Source organism: Bariatricus sp. SGI.154, assembly GCF_050313795.1.
Classification (GTDB): Bacteria; Bacillota; Clostridia; order Lachnospirales; family Lachnospiraceae; genus CAMBRQ01.
Window position 1 is genome coordinate 1 of the sequence record NZ_JBNPMC010000055.1, and the last position, 20,320, is coordinate 20,320.

Consider the following 20,320-nt stretch of genomic DNA (forward strand, 5'->3'; position numbering starts at 1 on the left):
ATTAACCTTTCACACTCTTCACCGCATAGTATCTATTAATCAACTATGCAGCCCGAAAGGAGGACATCTATTGAGTGACCAAAACAAAATCAACATACAGCCTGTTCTGGATACCAAAACTATCCAGGAGCAATTAAACAAGCAAAAGTACATAATTAATGTAGATGTAGATACATCACAAATAAGCAATCAGATTCAGTCTTGTATTAGTCAGATAACTGGCAATATCAATCAAACCTGCAAAAGTTTCCTTAGAATTTAATACAGACAATCTAAAGGCAGGATTAACTACCTTTAATGATTCAGTATACGCTATTGATAATATAAAAAATCTTGCCAATGGTGTTTCAAAGAGCCTGGATTAACCCAAAAATCACAGGGTTACACTTTTCAAGTGAGTCCACTTCACAATAAGGAAATGACGAAGATTGTGTCATTTACAAGTTGTGTTAATGGGGGTTCTATAAATATACCCAAAGGAGTATTGGAGGGCTGGTAATCCCTCTTTGCTGGAACGGAAAGTGGTAGAAAACCGAAACAGAACTGGTGACAGTATATGGCATGGTCTGAAAATTTCTGCTGCGCTAAGCAATGCGTCCCAATCAGCAGTACACTCTCTGGCATAATGTCTGAATTGTATAAAACCGCTAACACGGTATAAGAATTCTTAACAGAGAGGATATTCAACGAATACCCATCCTTGCAGTTGTCAAAACCTTATTTTATCAACTGTTAATGTATATTCTAAGTGTGCTATTTTCACAGAAAATAGTTTAATTTTACCAAATAAATGTCGTTTAAGAGAAAATGTTAATCCATTTTCCATTTGCAGTTACAACTTTCACATCTATAATCATACTCTCTAGAATAGTAATCAGAACAAACATAATTCGGTGCACTCATTCTTTTATATTTATACAAGTTCGTACTTCCACACCTCGGACAGGATAATTTGCTCCTACGACTCTGAACATTGTGGTCCTGCAGCCTTTTCAATGCCTCATTATAATCTGCCGGAATCTGATTATGATTAAACTTTAGGACCTCTTCAAAAGTATTCGCATCCACAATATTATCAAATACACGGTCTTCATATAATGTTAAGGCTATACTCTGATTCTCCTTTTTATCTAATATATCCTGCACCTTTGATAGATTATATATTGTTCCATTAATCCTGCAATAATATTTGTTTTTTCCCATGAGTATTCCTCCTGACATTTTCTATTTATAATTATATCATATTTATTTTTAAACGACATCTCCTATATCCTACACTTGTCACTTAAGACTTTTAATTCCGCCCAAAACCTTAAGAACTTCTCATCTTTGACAGATATATTAAAATCTGGCGCCAGCAACGCGGATTTCAACATCGTTCGCGACTCTCTCAAAGGCTTATCCGCTAACGATGCTGTTTCTAAACTAAACAAATTAAATTTAAATCCACAAATGGCAGAAGAAATCCTTCTGGCTGCAAACAACTGTAAATTATTAAACAGTTCTGCCGATGAGTTCGCTTCTGCCATGCAAAATATAGGCTCCGCCAGTGCCAGCACTGCATCCCAAGTATCCGGCAGTTTCTCCACCATAGGGACTCTCCTGAAAGGACTCGCTTCCTCCCCTCTCGGCATTGCCTCTGCCGCTGCCGTCGCTGCCATCGGCGTCATGGCTCTTGCCGATGCTTTTACCGTCACCCACGATGAAGCCCTATCCAGCGCGCAGGGCGCCTCTCAGGAATATTCCAATACCCAGGCAGAACTATCTTCTCTCAACGACCAGTATCTGATCACCCAGCAAAGGATCGAAGAACTGCAGTCCCTGAAATCATCCGGCGCGCTCTCTCTTTCTGACAGTGCGGAACTGGCACAGCTCATGGAGCAGAACCAGGCACTGGAGACACAGATCAGCGCAAAAGAGCGCCTCTTAGATATCAATGCAAGAGAAGCGAATAAGGCAGGAGAAGAATACCTCAGCAAAACCGACACCAGCCTCACCGAACTCTATGATGAAAATGGCAGGCGATATGCCGAAGGCTCAAAACAGGCTGATATGCATACGGTAGGCATGACCGATGCCGAAGCAATCGAGGCAAGCATCCGGAAGGTCAGAGAATATGAGTCCGAGATCGACTCCCTTAAGAAAAAGAAGACCAGCGCCTCTTCTGACGAGGAGGCTGAAAATTTCCAGAAGGATATCGACCAGTACCAGGAAGCCATTGATGCCTTAGAGACTGACATGGCCAAGCGGGCTGTCAACATGAGTTCCGTCATGGTCACCATGACAGACACGACCTCTGAGGCTTACCAAAACGCCCATAAGGCACTGACCGCCTACAACACGCGCGACATGGACAATAGCGACTGGGAGAAGATCCTGTCCGATAAGCAAGCCTATCGCACTAGTTCCGAGGAACTCTTAGGCTTCCACAATGAATCCTTCTCCATCCCAGTCGAATATCAGGCCGCCAATGAGGCAATCGCTGCACTCCGCGAACAGCTAAACGGCGCATCGGATGAGGAGAAGATCCAGATCCAAGCTGAGATCGGCAACCTGTATGATATCCAGAACGAACTTCTGGATGCTTTTGCAGAGTCAGAGTTTGCTCTTGAACTGGACGAGGACAGTACTGCCGAAGAATGGCAGAACGCTTTCAATTCTTTCATAGATGAAGGCGGCGGGCAAGACATTCTCGGAAGCATGACTTCCTCCATTGAAGAGGCAAAAGAAACCATTGCCACTCTCCTGGGGATTGACGCAGAAGACGTGCAGATATCGATTGACGCGGATACCGAAGATGCCAATGAGAAGATTTCCTCTATACTTTCAGATATCCTGGGGCTTCCCGAAGAGACGATATCCACATTCCTGGCAGAAGATGAGATCAGCCCGGAAGCCCTGGAGATCCTATCGACACTAAGCGGTATCCCAACTGAAATGCTGACCCAGCTATTAGCCACGAACGGCGCATCTGGTGTCATCGCAGAAGTACTTTCCAAGATCTCCGGCATTCCTGCGTCTAAGATATCCGAATTGCTTGCTAATGACAATGTTAGCGGAATTGCTTCTTTAGTAAAAAGTTCGATTCATTCCATTGACTCATCACACAATACCACCATCTCGGCGCAGGATAACGCAAGCGGAATTCTTAGTGGGATTCTTCGGTCTATATCGGCAATTCCTTCCTTTAAGACTATTACCGTCTCAACAGTCACCAGTGGTTCCGTCAGTGGAATTGTAAACACAGGTAAAAATATAGCCGCAAATGTAAAGAGCGGCGTATCCCATGCCTCCGGCACCGCCCACGCCACCGGCAACTGGGGCTTATCCCACAGCGGCCGCGCCCTTATCAACGAATTAGGCAGCGAGATTATCGTCCGTAATGGCCGCTGGTTCATCCTCAATGGCGGCTACCCGACTATGGCAAACCTAAGAGCTGGGGACGTCATCTTCAACCACAGGCAGTCAGCCGACATCTTAAAACACGGCTATGTGACCGGTTCCTATGCCCACATGATCGGTAATTCCTACTCCAATGGCACAGCGCTCTCCGGCAGAGCATATGCTAGCGGCAGCCAGTTCAAGGAACAATTCGACCAGATCGAGATTCTCATTGACCGCATGGAGACTGCCTTCAAGCGTATGACCGATTCTATCGAGTCTCTCTCCTACAACCTGGATGCCCAGAACCAGCAGATGGATCAAGCCATCTCCAAAGCGAAGAGTAACCTCTCTTCCTATCAATCAGCATATCAGGTATACATGGACAAAGCGAATTCCGTAGGCTTGTCTGCTTCCTGGATGAATGCCGTCCAGAATGGCAGCTACAGTATCAGCGACATTACCGATGAGACACTCAAGGATCAGATTGATGACTATAAGAAATATTATGAAAAGGCGCTGAATATTCAGAAAGATATCGCCGATCTCCAAAAAGAACTGGTAGATCTTGCCATGAAGAAACTGGAGAATATCGATAATTACTACAGCAATCGGTTTGACTACAACGATGATTTCGGCTACGCGAACCAGATCTCTGATCTGCAAGCCGCACTGGCTGCCTACACCGCTGAACTGAACAGACAGGTGTCTTCGGGAGCAGTAAAACAGTATTCCGATGAATGGTATGATGCCCAGAAGAAGATTGCAGATTATAACCAGCAGCTTCTGGATGCCCAGTGGCAGAAATTCGAGAACACGATCGATTATCTCTCAAGAGTCACCAACAATCTGGAAGACCTGCGCTCTCTGAAGGAAGCCTCCGGCAGACCACTTACCGAAGCCGACTATCAGCAACAGATTGAACTTAATAACCAGTCCATTCAGGAAAAATATAACTATCGTCAACAGTTAATATCCCAGCAGAATCGATACGATGTAGGAACTGATCTCTATAACAAACTTGCTAAGGAAATCTCAAGTCTGGATTCTGACATCTACAACTTGCTGGAAGACAACGAGAAACTCAAAGCATCCATCTGGGAAGCCAGGTTCACGAACCCTTTTGAAACAATGATAGATGGATTGAACCAAACCATCTCCGGCACGAAGAATCTGCGTTCTCTTCTGGATAAGGATTCTTTCCTGGATGCTTCCGGCAGCCTTACCGACAGTGGCGCTGCCTACCTCGCACTTCTGAATCAGGAGATGACCGCATCCAAGCAGAAGATTGCCGAATACACAGAGGCACTGCACAAACTGGATGAGGCATATCAGAACGGAATCTTATCTCAGAAAGACTACGAAAAGAGTCAGACTCATTTCCTCAAAGAGATTCAGGATGCCGCTGGTGACGTCCAGGATTACAAAGACTCTATTCTCGATCTCTACACCGACCAGTTAAAAACTGAGATTGGTTACATGGATGATTATTATAAGAAACGACAGAAGGCTATGGATCTCGATCAGAAATACTACGAATTCTCTAAGAAGGTCCAGTCACAATCTAAGTCTGTCAATCAACTCAAAGCACAGATTGCGGCTCTGCAAGGCGTCCATAATGCATCTGCCCAGGCAGAACTTCGACAGTTAGAACAAGAACTTGCCAAGGAAGAAGAGAATCTCGCCGAGATAAAAAGAGATCATGCCAATGACATGCAGGATAGAGGTTATGATGCTCTATCCGACCGTCTGGACACCTCATTGGATCAGACATTGAATGAACTGACACTCAATGCCGATAAGCAAGAGCAGGTCGTTGCAGATATGTTGAACCGTGTGGTCGATATGTATGATCAGGCATATGGTAAGATTCAGGGAATCATCTCCCATACCGGATTTATCGGGAATGCAGGACTGAACCAAAACATCTCAGGACTTAGCACTCAGGCAGGTGCGCAAGGACAAGTGTCTGCGGGTACTACAAGTCAGGGTAATATACAGTCTTCGGGAACTATTTCCGGCATCAACACTGGTGCCATTAACAAAACCCCAACCAATGATTCCATCCTGAACAACATCCAGCAGACGCCAGATATCCGCAATCGTCCGGTGGCAGAACTGCTCTTAAGCGCTTCTGCCCTCTCACTGCAGCAAGGGAAGTCTGCCGTTGTCTCTGCGCGCATTCGTCCTACAGATGCCGCCAATAAGACGCTTGCATGGTCTTCTTCTGATTCTGCGGTGGCTACCGTATCCGGTGGGACCATTCATGCCGTCAAGCCAGGCTTTGCATCCATCCTGTGCATGACTACCGACGGAAGCGGCATCACTGCTTCCGTATCCGTCACTGTCACTGCCCCTCCAGCGGCAAAACCAGCCCAAAACCAACCTACACAGAGCGGAAGTTCAATTCCTTTCCGCCATAAGAAGGACTATTACCCGAAGAATAAACTGAACATCAATACTTCCATCGTAGACCGTTTGAAGTACCATGACTATGATTCTTCCATGTCTGCAATCCGCGAACTCTACCAGTACTGGGGCGGAAGCGGATACTATTCCGGAACTGCCGCGCAGAATGTCTGGCTCCTTAGCAAGATGAAGTCTGCAGGCTACCGCACTGGAAGCCGATCTGTCCCAAGAACCGGAGCAGACTTCATTCATAACGGCGAGATCATCATCCGCAAAACTGACGGCGGTATGCTGATTCCTCTTAAGAGAGGTGACGGTGTGATCCCATCCGGACTTGCTGAGAACCTGTGGAATCTGGCGGAACAGGCACCAGAACTGCTGCATAATCCGGGCATCCGGCTCACTTATATGAGGAATTCGAATATTCCATCTTCTGGGCACAGCCTTCATACAGAATTCCATTTCGATACACTTTTGAATATCGAGGGGAACGCAAGTACAGACATTGTGGATGAATTAAGAGCTGCTCTGCCGCGTCTTGGCAGAGATTTAACCAATATCGTATCAACAGAATTATCCGGCGATTACCGGAAACTAAAATAACGAAAGGAGTAGATTCTATGGCTAAGATTTTCAAGGATTTTACCTACTTAGACAGAAAACTATCGGAATTGGACGGACACTATGTGTCCGTTGATTTCGAACAGAACCCTGACAGTGCATTCGCATTCTCTCGGGATATCAGTTACGGTGATACGAATCATTACCGTACGGAACCGAATGTCAGCTGGTCTCATCTGGGAGACCGGCTGACATTCGAATTACACATTGTGAAAGACCCAGACTATTACAGTTCCCAGGCAGATGCAATTCTGACAAACGGAGACATCCGAGAACTGACACGGTGGCTTACCTCTACCATAACCTCCCAGTACCTGATACTGGAATATGAAGAGCAAGCGCCCTATGATACCCCTTGCTATTACGGGCAATTCTCTGACATCCGACCCTTCAACATTAACGGGGATGTCTATGGTCTCAGGCTAATCTTCGAGTGTTCTTCTCCTTATGGATACACCGAAGAACTCGTTGATACGATGATCCTCAAAGGCAATACCCACGAGTATATCCTGAATAGCCAGGATGATCGCCTGGAAGATTATTGCTATCCCTCTATCCGGATTGAATCCAATGTAACAGGTCAGATCTTTCTCTGCAACCTATCCGACTGCCAGATCTATCAACAAGGAACTCTGGATCTGGATTCCACGTCGGATGATGCCAGAACACTGCTCCAGAATCTAATCTCAGACTATGGCCTCACCCACGGATACGCCCCAGAATACACATATGAAGGCAATGGTTCTATCCTGACAGTCTGCGATGGCACGGCTATTCCTTTTTCCTACACTGATTCTTCTGACAATCGTTTCAAATGCATGGCTTTCTACTCCACATCTAATGGAAGCTACGCCATCATTCAAGGCGGTTTCCTCTATCTGACTGTGAAGAAGTCCCTTCCTGTCCGAATCAATGCTGAGAAACTATTTCTCTTCGATGACCTTGACCGTATGATCCGGCTGTCAGAACTTGGCATTGAAGATGTAGACTACATGTACTGGCCAAGGCTGCGAAGCGGGGATAACAGACTTCTACTGTGGGGAACAGACTGTACCATCACCATCACACATCGAGAAACCAGAAAGGCAGGTGCATAATACTATGAAGATTCCATTCAATACGAACGGGCATGCAGACCCACCCATCTTCTATCTTGCGGATCCAGAAGGACAGATTATCTGTCCTCTGAATGCCATCCATCCCGAGTCACTAACACTGACCATGAATCTGAATGATACCGCACAGTTAACATTTACCTATGATAATACCGTGAATCTGTACGGTGTATTGGTACCATCCAATGGCTATGAACTGCTGGATGAGTTCATGCGTATCTACGTCGAGCATATCGGCTGGTTCATCATGTCGGCCCCACAGATATCCAACGATGGCAAGTCTGAGACGAAACAGGTATCTGCTCAGTCCGTTGACATCGAACTAACCAATCAGGATCTGGTTGGCTTCAAAGTGAATTGCGGCACCACAGACTCCATTGAGATGCTGTCCCCGGATAATGTTGATTACATAGATGGTGTCCCATTCGCCAAAGAGCAGGTAACCTTCTGTAATAAGGAGAACCCGGAACTCAGTCTTCTTCATATGCTTCTATCCTACGCCGGAGTCGAAGGCTGGAGTATCGGATATATCGACGAGATCCCCAAAGTATACCGCTCCTATGTGGACGGGGAATTGACGGAGTCTGTCGTTCAATTAAAAGACGAGATCGGGACATTTGATATCGATTCCCAGAGCGTCTATTCCTTCCTGACCCAGGATATTGAACAGTTCTTCGAATGCATTATTCGATTCGATATCAACACCATGACCATTAATGCCTACCGACCAGAACACATCGGCAAAGATACCAATGTCACCATTGGCTTCCGCAACCTGCAGAATTCGAACGATATCTCTGTTGATAAGAACAGTATCTACACCAGATACCGGGTATCCGGCGATGACAACTTAGGCATCGGCTATGTGAATTTTGGCTCCGATATGATTGAGAATCTCTCATATTTCCTCAATACCAGATATATGAGCGAATCTCTGATCGCCAAGTATCAGGCGTGGCAGTCAGATATGGAATCCAAACGCTATGAGTACATATCCTACGTCAGACAATATAATCAGCAATTGGCGATTCTATCCGAACTGATGGATCGCGTACCACTTGACGACTGTTCCGCCGAATGGAACAAGTTCAGCACAGAGAACCTTACCCAAGCCAAAGAAAAATACCTGGCTCAAAAAGAGGGTTACGAAGCATTCTATGTGGATGAGAACGGCAATTTCGATGAAGCGAAGTTAATCGCTTCTCCCGATGCCAATGACTATTATCAGATACGAGATGTCATACTTCCAAGCATTGAGATTGAGTTCTCCAACCGGGAACTCTCCGCCTCCGAAGGTAAGCGGCCTTATATTGACACTTACAAAACGAACTGGCAGTTGTATGGAATCGACGAACTTCTGGTGAATCTGGACTTCTACAAGTCTCAAAAGGATGCACTGGAACAGGCACACTATGACCTGACGTACGCAGATTATTCTGCACACACAGACGAATCCCCGGCTGCTTATCCGGCACACACACGGGATATGCACGAAGAAATGCACGCACAGTATCTGGATACTATTATGCAGTTAGATGCTACGATCGCGGGAACCTGCGCTTGCACCTATGAAGAACGAACCCAGGAATACGAATCCCAGGAAACTCTGGCAGAAGAAGCGCTCTCCCACATGAACGCACTGGCTGCCCAAATGGATAAAAATAACTGGAGCATGGAAGGTGTCGATGGCTTCACCGCCAAAGAACTGCGTACCTTATCCAGACTTTACCGGGATACGGATTACACCAATCCGCACATGTTCCTTACGGATTCTGACGATCCCGTATCTGCGATTGATGAACAGTTGAAGTTATTGGATGCTGCTATAAAGGATCTGGAAGCGACAAGCCAGCCACAGTATATCTATCGTACAGATCTGGATAATTTTCTTACCCTATATGATTATCGAGACTATACCAACAATCTGGAATTAGGCGACTTCTTATATCTTGGAACCCAGGATGATTCTCTGGTGAGATTAAGGCTCATCTCCTACTCCTATCATCCACTCTCTCCAACAGGAAACCTACAGATTGAATTCTCGAATATGATCCGCACTGGCTCCAAACGGTACGATACCACCTACCTGCTGGGACTTGCAGGCAATACTTCGAAGAATAGCATCACTGGTTCCTCTAACAATTCCTCCAGGAACGAAGGAACCTCGCTGACGGCAGGCCTAATCCGCAAGATTCTGGCTTCTTCCATCTTCCAGGGAAAACTATCGGATACAATCAACCGCCACTTTGGATCAATCATCGGACAACTTGTAGTATCCAAGAACCTGGAATCTGAGATGATCCGAACTATTGACATTGATGCAGAGAACGGTTTCTTTCAATACTTACAGGCACAATTAATCGCCACTAATAAAATCATCACCGACAGCGCAATCATTAATCAGTTATCTACCCTGACCGCCAACATTCAAAAAGCCCTTATAGGCACTTCCCACACTGAAACGGGGATTGTCATGAAGTTAACCGCCGATAATGCTGTCATTGATGAGGCATTTATTAAAAACGTAATCTCCCAGTACATCAGTGTCAATGAATTAAAGGCCGGTAATCTGGACACCAATCAGATACATATTCTGTCGGAAGACGGAACTCTCTCCATCGTGGGAAATACCCAGCAGTTTAAAGACAAAGACGGACATGTGCGTATTCAGATTGGAGAAGATGATATAGGGAACTTTACCTTCATCGTCTATGACCGGAATGGTCAAGGCGTGCTTATTGATCAGGATGGTATCCACGCCTCTGCCATCGCGGATGGGTTAATTCGTAATCAAATGCTGGCAGACAAGACCATAGAGAGTCAGAAAATTGACTGGACCTCCTGTGGTGCTGCTACTGATACAGCCGGGAATCCCATCTGGAATTCTGCCCAGATTACGCTAAACGGACAGGGATTAGATATCCAGTTTGCTTCGATTACCGATCAGATTAACGCTTTTGAGACCTCTATAGACACCATGCAGACCCGCATAGAAGGAGTTCAGTCGATGGTTAATGCTGTTAACAAATCCATCACCGACAAAGTATGGCGTACAGATCTGGTAGAAGTTACAGATGAAAAAGGGAATACTATCAGCCAATCTATTGTAGACCTTCTGGTCGAGCATAATATAAGTCTTTCTGGCCTTACTTCCACTGTTCGTAAAGTAGAAGATACTGCCGGAACACTGGCAACCCAGGTGAGTACTCTGGAACAGGATGCAGGTGCATTCCGTCAGACAGTATCAACCATCTACGCAACCAAAGATGAAGTCGAAGTTTCTACATCTTTATTGATTCAAAAAGATACTGAGATTTCAGGAAAAGTTACGGATCTGCAAGGTAATCTTTCCACACTCTCTACTTCCCTGAATGATATCACAGCCAGAGTCGAAAGTGCAGAAGGTAATATCACATCACTTAACGTCACCACGGAAGGATTACAAACTAACGTATCTGATACTCAAGGGAATATCTCAACACTACAACAGACAGCAGAATCCCTGGAAAGCACACTTGCCAGAAAACAGGATGCCATGTTGTCTTCTGTTCGCTTCATCCGTGACTGGCTAAATGGCAGTACCGCTGATACCGACAATCGCTGGGTGGAATGCCAGGTAATGTCAGATAACAATAATATCGCTGCCTCCATTATACCGGAACTCTACGACCAGTCCCACAACCCTGTCGAAACCAGTCAGGATCTTGCTCTCTACACAGATGGAACGCTGCTCCTCTCTCCGGAAGAAGCGGGTGAGTCCAGTGATACCTCTGAAACATATATCCATACAGAAGCAGGCGGCAATCAATATCTGCTGTTGGATCTTGGCACCCCTTATTCCATAGACAGTATCACAATCTGGCATTATTATTCCGATCGCCGCACTTATAATCACCGTCTTGAGATTTCCAATGACGGCATAAACTGGCAATGCCTCTATAACAGCCAGCACTCCGGCGGTTACACCGAATCCGAATCCGGCAGAACCTACTATCTCTCAGATAGTGCAGCTACTGCCCAGTATTCTCGTATCCGACAGGATCTGGGAACATTGGATATTGCTCTTTATAATGTCGAAAATGCTTTTGGTGATTTTCAAGATACCATTAACGGTCAATATTCTGAACTTCAAGCCAGTTTCAATACCCTCACCAGCAAAATCACCGATCTGGAAAATGGCGTGGATACCAACAGTTCTACCATCACCCAGACTTCAGACAAATGGGAGGCTTTATTCCAGACTCTTGGCATGATAGAAGGCGGACAGACCAATATCTCCCTTTCTGCAAAGGGTATGGAAGTATTGAATCCCTTAACCGGAGTAAAAACTTTAATTACGATAGATGAATTCGCCGGATACTATAATGATGAAAAGATATTCTCTTTGAACGAAGATCTGACCCAAACCAAACGAATCTTAGTGGAAAATGGGCTGGATACTTGCGCCATCAAATTAATTCCAAGTACTTATACCTTGAGTGACGGTACAACATACCGGGCCTTAGTACATGTCAGATCCGGCGGAACCAGCTAATAACTAACATTTTATATTATTGAAAGGAGTACATATATATGGCAAGTGGAACATTCACATTTGGAACCAGTAATCAATATATCGAAGGACGCATTCGCTGGTCTTCTTCCAGCAATGGCTCTTCCGCTAACAGTTCCAATGTTACTGCATATCTGGACTATAAGAAGTCCAGTGCATCTACCGCCGCAACCTATGGAACCTTCGGCGGCACAATCAACATCAATGGCAGTTCCAAAGGAATCAGCCTTGCACTTACACTTCAGCCCAATAATGCCTGGGTCAATGTCGGCAGCCATTCCGTCACCATCGGTCATAATGCCGATGGTACAAAAAGTATCTATATTCAAGCCAGCGGCGGCATCAGTGGAACTTCATTCAGTTCATCCTCTCATACACAATCCGGAATTGGACTGGATACAATCCCTCGCTATGCGAAAATCACCGGATGGACCTTTACTGAACAGACACAGACTTCCATCACGATGCAGGTAACAACGGATGTTGCCTGCAGTAAAATAGAATACCGAATTGGAAACGGCAGTTATATTACAGTCAACAACAGTATCTTTACTATAGAGAATCTGGCACCTAACACTACATATTCATTCCAGTGCCGTGTCACCCGGAAAGACTCTAACCTAACCACAGAATCTTCCTCTGTTACCGTTAAGACCTTGCCGATTGCAACCCTAAAAGGGAATTTTGATATCAATATCGGAAGCGATCTTAACATAGACCTGATTGATTCTGAATATAATGCGTCTACCCTCAAAGTAAGCCTTCTGAAGGAAGATAACTCTTGGTCCGAAGATCTCCTTACCGCCAACGCTGAACAAAATGCCAAATCGATATCTCTGCCATTAAGCACGATCGCAGATACTTTATTTTCGCTTTGTTCTACCAGAAACTCTGCTACTTTGCGTATCTCCTGCGGAGTCATGCTCGGAGAGATATATTACGAGAACTTCTATTACGGAACTGCTGTCGTAACAGACAACAATCCTATTTTCACGAATTTCTCATACAGTAATACCGACTCTGTCACCAAAAATGTACTTGGAAATTCCTCTTATATTATTGAGAACTACGGTAATATGCAGGCTCAGATTACAACTGCTAACAAGGCACAGGGGCAGCATTATGCTACCATCCTTAGATATATTGCCACCGTAAAAGATTCTTCAGGGATAACAAAATTAACACTGGAAGCACCTTACTCTGACACTGATACCGTGCTGCTGGATTTTGGAACTCTGAGCCTCTCTGGCACATATACCATCAACATCCATGCTATAGATTCCAGATCCAATCTGTCATCAGTAGTAACCAAGACATTTCATGTTCTTCCCTATCGCAGGCCATCGGCTGACATACTTCTTCAACGCCATAACCAATATGAGAAAGAAACAACCATCACCCTCTCAGCATTCTATTCTAAACTGATGGTTGGAAGTACGCAAAAGAATTCTTCCTTCAGGATTCAATATCGTTTTGCAGAATTCGATGAGCAACTGCCAGCGACCTATACTAATTTAACTGGATTAATCAGCGATATGAAGTTTTCAGAAACTGATGTAAAGGTTACCTACTCTAATTTATCTACAACCGAACCATTTCAGATTCTTGACTCCTCTAAGGCCTACCATTTTGAATTCGTCTTGACGGACAGAATCTGTTCTGTAGTGAAAAAGATTGATGTCGTTGAGGGAATTCCGATTATGATTGAGACCGATACTGGGAAAGTTGCTATCGGTATGCTCCCTGAGATGGATAATTCTTCTAATTTTCAGGTCTCTACTGATATATTAGCAACAGACTCTACCGGAAAAAGACGGCTGATATTGGAAAGCATAGATGGATTGGACGCAAAGATAAAAGGATTGGTGGAGGATATCTGTACAACAAATAGTGATTTGTTTTATACCTTATGGCTAAATATGCATCCGGTAGGAATGATTATTCTGGATACGACAGGCGTAAATCCAGGTAATATCTATGGCGGTACATGGGAACTTTGGGGCGCTGGAAGAGTTCCTGTTTGCATTAATGAAAGTGACAACGATTTTTCTGAAGCAGAAAAGATGGGTGGTGCAAAAACTCATAAATTAACTGAAAATGAATTACCGTTAATAGATGGTACGATGATATTGCACGGGCAAGAAAGCGGAACTGGCGTCTATGAAACTACTGGGCATTTTTATGGAACAACGATGTCTGGAAAATATCGAACTGCCAGTACGGTAAACGGTGCATATTCTAAAGTAAATGTAGGATATAAATTTGGGGGTGGAGGGACACATAACAACCTACAGCCATATATTACATGTTATTTCTGGAAACGCATTTCATAATTATCCTATTTGTTTTATACTTTCTCACTCACTAATCACATTTTACGAAAGGAAAGAAATCATATGAGTATTACAATTAAAGACACTAATCTGTCCTTCGGATCATTAACCCCAAGGACATCCACTACCAAAATCATCTTACATCATGCAGACGCTTCTACTTGCGATGCTGCTACGATTCATCAATGGCATCTTAATAATGGCTGGTCTGGAATTGGATATCACTTCCTCGTAAGAAAAAACGGTACCATCGAAAGAGGACGACCAGAACCAACTATCGGTGCCCACACAAGCGGAAGTAATTCTAATTCTATCGGAATTTGCTTCGAAGGTCGCTATATGACAGAAGATATGCCAGATGTCCAGAAAAAAGCCGGACAAGAACTGATTGCCTGGCTTAAAGCCAAGTACGGAATCAATAAAGTCCTCAGACATCGTGACGTATGTGCAACAAATTGCCCCGGCAACAAATTTCCCTTCGCGGAGATTGCCAACGCAACTGGTTTCTCTTCTGTAACTACACCACGGACTTCTTCCTCCTCAACTCAAAACAATATAAACAATTGGATTGCAAGACTTCAATCCGAATGCAATATCCAGGGATTCAGCCACCAGATCGTGGACGGCGTTGCCGGCAAAAATACATTGGCAGGATGTCCCATGATGAGACAGGGCACACAAGGCAACATCACCAGACTTCTTCAGGAAAGACTTATCTCCCTCGGCTATTCTTGTGGTCCTGCTGGAATAGATGGAATATTTGGCAGTCAGACTAAGGCTGCCGTAATTCATTTCCAAAAGAAGAACAAACTCTCTCCTGATGGTATTGTAGGAGTGAACACTTGGCAAAAACTCCTTGGACTATAATCAGAGAAGACAGGGTTTACACATAAAATGGGCATGCCACTCTTTTTCTGTGGCATGCCCATCTATATGGTCATCAATACTCTTGCCAACCCGGAGACATTATGCTCCATATAAAATAAATCATATCTTATTAGCATATCATCCGTATAACACCGTATCTCCGTACTCCTATCAACAATTCTATATATTTCCGACTTACTTATTATCTTTCCATAGTCATTCTGAATATCAATGTCCATAATACAGAATGGCCTACATTGTTTTATTACATCTTTAAACTTCTGTATCTCAATGATATCGTACATCTTTTCTCCTTAATTGTATATATGTTTTTCCAATAGTACATATAATATCGTATATTTTTACTCCTTTAACTTTGAAAAATTAAAGGAGCAATCTTTACAACTGGTTCAAATACGATTGATAAGAATTTTTAAACTTTCTCATGTTCATATCCAGACCAAAACTTTCAAAAAATCTGTTATAAGACATATTCTCTTCTCGTCCCTTCTTATCTGCACCTAATTCCAAATTCCGAATATCAATTCCTTCTTCTAATGCAGCGTAATATATCTTATTGAAGTATCCGCTTCGCTCAATTACTGTCTTCGATAATCGTTCTTCCCCTAATATCTGCTTCATCTCTTCTACCAGATATACGAATTTCCTCTGTAATTTTGATACTGTCACTTCATCATTCCTTCTGATCTTCCAAATAGAATCCGAATACAAGGAAGAAATGTATCTAACTGTCTTCTCATTTGTAATCTCATCTACTTTTGAAACTGAAATAAGCATCTCAGCCAATTCTTCAGGAATTGCTCTGCATCTTCCGTCTGCCAAATTCACATACTTCCGTTCCATATCAATATCACTAACCCGCATATTTGCCAGATTATAAAAACCTTTTCCCGCTATTCCTTCATAGATACAATAAAATACAGCAGCAATATAGATTCCATAACTCGATTCCTGCAATTTTCGAAGATATTCTCCAAAGCATTCTCTGGATATGTAGAAATCTTCCTTCGCCGATAAATAGATATTCCGCAGTTCCTTATTCGACAACACCTTAGAAGATATCCAATTGATAGTTGCATATCCCTTAATCACGCACCATTCCGTATAATTGGATATCTGCCTACGTTTATCTTCAAATGTCCTGTAACCATCATATCTTATTAGATAATGCAGAACTTCCGAGGTCTCCATATCACATAAGTCTTTCCCCATATCCTGCTCATATTGTTCGGAATCTATAAATAAATGCCTCAGATATTCTTGTCCTTTATATTTTAGATATTCCTGTTTTCTTTCTTCGTTATACATATCCTTACACCTCTTTATGTCAGAATATCACATAAAGAGATTTTATGTCAATTTATTTTCCCCAATTTTACATATATCCGAACATCTACCACCTCAAATTACTCTCTTGAATCACTTTCGGTACTTTACATTGAGAAATGGAAAAAAATATCTTCCCATAAACACATTATAGAACATATGTTCTATTTAGTCAATTGGACATATATCACAATTCATATAAAACTAATATTTTACCTCATAGAAAGGCTGCAGTACTTCCGTAATATCACTGATGACCGAAATCAGCGTATTCATATCCCCTTCCCTGTTGCGCTGGAATGCGTGATATCCCCCCTGAATACAGTAAGTCAGAATGATATTGCGGACTGTATCTTCACGATATTCCGGATACTTTTCAAAGATCATCTCTTTGATACTCGTCTCGATCTTATCAGCCAGATGATTCCTCTGTTTTCCTGAAAACAGAATCGCAGTTAGAGAACTCTGTGCCAGATATGCCATGAACAACTCTCTTGTAAATTCCGCCGGATTCTCCATAATATTTTCCGCATGAGAGATACTGTTCGTAATTGACCTCACCACATCTGCTTCGATGTGGTCCGACAGATCATAGATATCTTCATAATGAGAATAAAAGGTAGATTTATTGATACATGCCAACTCGCATAATTCCCGTACCGTAATCTTCTCCAAAGGCTTCTTTGAGCGTAATTCTATAAATGCATTCTTAATTCCTCTTTCTGTCTTTTCAATACGCAGATCCATAATTCACCTCCACATTCCCGACACTTTCTCAAAAATGTCGGTTATCCACCTATTCCATCAGATTGTCGGTGGATGTCTGTTATTTCTATCAGTATAATCATTATAAAACAGAAAAACAACTACTGTCTATTATTTTATAGAATCGGAGGAAACATTATGGATTTTTATGGATTTTACACTGGAAAGGTATTCGATGCTTACCGCTATCTCGGTGCACATCTGGAAGCAGAAGGCGTTACATTCCGAACATTCGCACCGGGCGCATCCAGAATCGCCCTGATCGGAGAATTCACTGGCTGGCAGGAATGGGAGATGCATAAAACTTACGATGGCAACTTCTGGGAATGCTATGCCAGAGATGCGAAGCCAGGCATGATGTATAAGTACCGCATCTACAAACACGATAATTCCTGCGTTGATCATTGTGATCCTTATGGATTCGGAATGGAACTTCGTCCAAACAGCGCTTCCTACATACGTGATCTGTCCGCGTATGCCTTCAACGACAGCAAGTGGATGCAGAAGCGTTCTGATTGTAAAGACAAGCCTCTTAACATCTACGAGATTCATTTCGGATCATTCAGGAAACCTTCTGATAAGCCTGATGACTGGTATACCTATACCGAGATGGCCGATATTCTGATCCCTTATCTGAAGGAGAACGGTTACAACTATCTTGAGATTATGCCATTAAGCGAACATCCTTGCGATGAATCCTGGGGATATCAGAACACGGGCTTCTTCAGTCCGACATCCCGCTACGGCACAGCGGCTGAGCTGATGGAATTCATTGACAGATGTCACCAGAATGACATCGGAATCATTATGGATTTTGTGCCGGTTCATTTTGCTGTGGATGGCTATGGACTTGCGAATTATGATGGCACTTCTTTATACGAATACCCGCATCAGGATGTAGGTGTCAGCGAATGGGGCAGCTGCAACTTCATGCACTCCCGTGGTGAAGTCAGAAGTTTCCTGCAATCTGCAGCTAACTACTGGCTGACAGAATATCACGTAGATGGAATCCGTATGGATGCGATCAGCAGAATCATCTATTGGCAAGGCGATCCGGCAAGAGGAGTTAACAATACGGCAGTAGATTTCATCCGCGAGATGAACCGTGGTCTTAAGGCAATGCATCCGACCGCCATGCTCTCTGCCGAGGATTCCACCTCTTACCCAGGTGTTACCAGACCAGTGAATGAGGGCGGACTTGGATTCGATTACAAATGGGACATGGGATGGATGAACGATACCCTGGATTATTTCAGAACTGCTCCCGAATACCGTTCTCGTGATTATCACAAACTGACCTTCTCCATGATGTATTACTACAATGATGCATTCCTGCTGCCACTCTCCCACGATGAAGTGGTACACGGCAAAGCCACCATCATGCAGAAGATGAACGGCGAGTACGAGGAGAAATTCCCACAGGCGCGCGCATTCTATATGTATATGTATGCCCACCCAGGGAAAAAACTGAACTTCATGGGCAATGAACTCGGACAACTCCGCGAATGGGATGAAAAACGCGAACAGGACTGGGATATTCTGAAATATCCTATTCATGATGCTTTCCATCATTTTATGCAGGATTTGAGCGAAATCTATCTGACACACCCAGCACTTTCTCAGAATGATTATGCGAATGAAGGCTTCTCCTGGGTTGACTGCCATCAGGAAGAACGCTGCATCTACGCTTTTGAACGAAAGGCCGGAAAAGAAAGAATCCTGGCTGTATTCAACTTCTCAGATAAAGTTCAGGAAGATTACAAATTGCAATTAACAGATGCAGACAAACTAACCCTTTTACTGGCAAGCGATATGGAAAAATATGCAGGCACAAAGAAATATAAGACATTGACCCTTCCATCAGAAAACGGAACTGTAAGTCTGGATCTGGAGCCTTACTCTGCCGTATACTACAAAATAAACTAGTCAGCCAATTAGCAAAAGAACCCCTAAATAAAACTTGTTAAAACTGCGCCTCATATTCTGCCAGAAGTTTCCCCAGATTCAGCGTAAGACCTTTGATGACCCGGGAAGACATCTGCTCAGAAAATGGCGCTACCACCGGTGCCAAACGCTCTTCAAAAACATACATGATAATCCGCTCTCTTAGCGGATCAACAAGCCAATATTCTCTAACTCCGTATTTCTCGTAAATGCGGAGTTTTTCATAATAATCATATTTTTCATTATTCTTTGAGATCACTTCCACAATCAGATCCGGCGCTCCCATACATACTCCATCCTGTATCAGTTCCCGATGACAAATCACAGACACATCCGGCTGTACTACTACACCATTCCTCTCGCTTAACACAACACAGAATGGCGCCGGAATTACTTCACACTTCTTACACCTACTCTTAATCTCCTGATAAAAATGCATAACCAACTGAACAACTATGATCTGATGTTTGTCACTTGGCGCATTCTTCTTAATCAACTCTCCTTCTATCAACTCATAATCCATAGGATTGGGCAGATTAAAATAGTCTTCCACCGAATACTTCGGCTCCACAAAATAATCTGCCTTCGCTTCCTTAATCAGATTCGGCGTTCCATAATCATATCTCCCCAGCAATTCATCTGCTGACACATATAATGTCTCCGATATCTTAGAGAGCATCTCAATATCCGGCGACCTCTTCCCCGTCTCATACCCTGCATAGGTAGAACGCGCAATCCCAAGTTTCTCTGCCATAATTGCCTGCGTATACCCTCTGGCTCTCCTGGCAAACCCAAGATTCTCAGCAAACCTTTCAAGTTCAACATTCATTACAACTACCACCTTTCTTTATTCGGATTTCCCCTGTCTTTTCTACATAATATCACCAAGAGATTCATATTGCAACAAATTGTTCCGTTTTTAAAGCAAAAAAATATCCATACCTAAATCCTCCCGACGAAGAAAAACATGAAACTATGGAAAGTGT

The 20,320-nt window shown here is 43.6% G+C and carries 11 protein-coding genes; 6 read left to right on the plus strand and 5 right to left on the minus strand.

Annotated elements, in window-relative coordinates; all coding sequences use genetic code 11:
* Positions 1–810: 810 nt before the first annotated feature.
* Positions 811–1,203 carry a hypothetical protein gene (locus tag ACQRBN_RS16485; protein WP_427740157.1) on the minus strand — a complete coding sequence of 131 codons (393 nt, stop codon included), beginning with the start codon at positions 1,201–1,203 and terminating at the stop codon, positions 811–813.
* 62 nt (positions 1,204–1,265) lie between these two features.
* The gene (locus tag ACQRBN_RS16490; RefSeq protein ID WP_427740158.1) at positions 1,266–1,697 is read right to left on the minus strand and encodes a hypothetical protein; all 432 of its coding nucleotides are present in this window, start codon (positions 1,695–1,697) and stop codon (positions 1,266–1,268) included.
* Here ACQRBN_RS16490 and ACQRBN_RS16495 point away from each other — a divergent pair.
* From ACQRBN_RS16495 to ACQRBN_RS16515, 5 genes are all read left to right on the plus strand, one after another.
* Positions 1,669–6,393 (plus strand): DUF3597 family protein, encoded by a 4,725-nt coding sequence (locus ACQRBN_RS16495; RefSeq protein WP_427740159.1) that lies wholly within the window; start codon positions 1,669–1,671, stop codon positions 6,391–6,393. The two genes, ACQRBN_RS16490 and ACQRBN_RS16495, sit on opposite strands and share 29 nt — an antisense overlap.
* Before the next feature lie 17 nt (positions 6,394–6,410).
* Complete coding sequence (locus ACQRBN_RS16500) at positions 6,411–7,508, plus strand: phage tail domain-containing protein (RefSeq protein WP_427740160.1); 1,098 nt, start codon at positions 6,411–6,413, stop codon at positions 7,506–7,508.
* Positions 7,509–7,512: 4 nt separating this feature from the next.
* Positions 7,513–12,060: a discoidin domain-containing protein gene (locus tag ACQRBN_RS16505; RefSeq protein WP_427740161.1), complete on the plus strand. Its 4,548-nt coding sequence runs from the start codon at positions 7,513–7,515 to the stop codon at positions 12,058–12,060.
* Between the two features lie 38 nt (positions 12,061–12,098).
* Positions 12,099–14,411: a DUF859 family phage minor structural protein gene (locus ACQRBN_RS16510; protein ID WP_427740162.1), complete on the plus strand. Its 2,313-nt coding sequence runs from the start codon at positions 12,099–12,101 to the stop codon at positions 14,409–14,411.
* A 63-nt stretch (positions 14,412–14,474) separates the two neighbouring features.
* Entirely contained in the window at positions 14,475–15,278 is an 804-nt protein-coding gene (locus tag ACQRBN_RS16515; RefSeq protein ID WP_427740163.1) for a peptidoglycan recognition protein family protein, read from the plus strand.
* A gap of 399 nt (positions 15,279–15,677) precedes the next feature.
* Here ACQRBN_RS16515 and ACQRBN_RS16520 read toward each other — a convergent pair whose 3' ends face one another.
* Both ACQRBN_RS16520 and ACQRBN_RS16525 read right to left on the minus strand, forming a co-directional pair.
* The gene (locus ACQRBN_RS16520; protein WP_427740164.1) at positions 15,678–16,607 is read right to left on the minus strand and encodes a hypothetical protein; all 930 of its coding nucleotides are present in this window, start codon (positions 16,605–16,607) and stop codon (positions 15,678–15,680) included.
* A gap of 222 nt (positions 16,608–16,829) precedes the next feature.
* Positions 16,830–17,372, minus strand: a complete 543-nt coding sequence (locus ACQRBN_RS16525) for a TetR/AcrR family transcriptional regulator (protein WP_427740165.1) — start codon at positions 17,370–17,372, stop codon at positions 16,830–16,832.
* Between the two features lie 156 nt (positions 17,373–17,528).
* Between ACQRBN_RS16525 and glgB the strand changes: the two genes are divergently transcribed.
* Positions 17,529–19,316, plus strand: a complete 1,788-nt coding sequence (gene glgB, locus ACQRBN_RS16530) for a 1,4-alpha-glucan branching protein GlgB (protein ID WP_427740167.1) — start codon at positions 17,529–17,531, stop codon at positions 19,314–19,316.
* A 37-nt stretch (positions 19,317–19,353) separates the two neighbouring features.
* On the opposite strand, the gene ACQRBN_RS16535 is transcribed toward glgB, so the two are convergent.
* Positions 19,354–20,163: a Uma2 family endonuclease gene (locus tag ACQRBN_RS16535; RefSeq protein WP_427740168.1), complete on the minus strand. Its 810-nt coding sequence runs from the start codon at positions 20,161–20,163 to the stop codon at positions 19,354–19,356.
* Positions 20,164–20,320: the final 157 nt, after the last annotated feature.

Bases quoted from the DNA above. Each gene is read 5' to 3' on its own strand.
- ACQRBN_RS16495 (WP_427740159.1), top strand. From the start codon at position 1,669: ATGGCTCTTGCCGATGCTTTTACCGTCACCCACGATGAAGCCCTATCC.
- ACQRBN_RS16505 (WP_427740161.1), top strand. From the start codon at position 7,513: ATGAAGATTCCATTCAATACGAACGGGCATGCAGACCCACCCATCTTC.
- ACQRBN_RS16515 (WP_427740163.1), top strand. From the start codon at position 14,475: ATGAGTATTACAATTAAAGACACTAATCTGTCCTTCGGATCATTAACC.
- ACQRBN_RS16535 (WP_427740168.1), bottom strand. From the start codon at position 20,163: ATGAATGTTGAACTTGAAAGGTTTGCTGAGAATCTTGGGTTTGCCAGG.
- ACQRBN_RS16510 (WP_427740162.1), top strand. From the start codon at position 12,099: ATGGCAAGTGGAACATTCACATTTGGAACCAGTAATCAATATATCGAA.
- ACQRBN_RS16500 (WP_427740160.1), top strand. From the start codon at position 6,411: ATGGCTAAGATTTTCAAGGATTTTACCTACTTAGACAGAAAACTATCG.
- glgB (WP_427740167.1), top strand. From the start codon at position 17,529: ATGGATTTTTATGGATTTTACACTGGAAAGGTATTCGATGCTTACCGC.
- ACQRBN_RS16485 (WP_427740157.1), bottom strand. From the start codon at position 1,203: ATGGGAAAAAACAAATATTATTGCAGGATTAATGGAACAATATATAAT.
- ACQRBN_RS16525 (WP_427740165.1), bottom strand. From the start codon at position 17,372: ATGGATCTGCGTATTGAAAAGACAGAAAGAGGAATTAAGAATGCATTT.
- ACQRBN_RS16520 (WP_427740164.1), bottom strand. From the start codon at position 16,607: ATGTATAACGAAGAAAGAAAACAGGAATATCTAAAATATAAAGGACAA.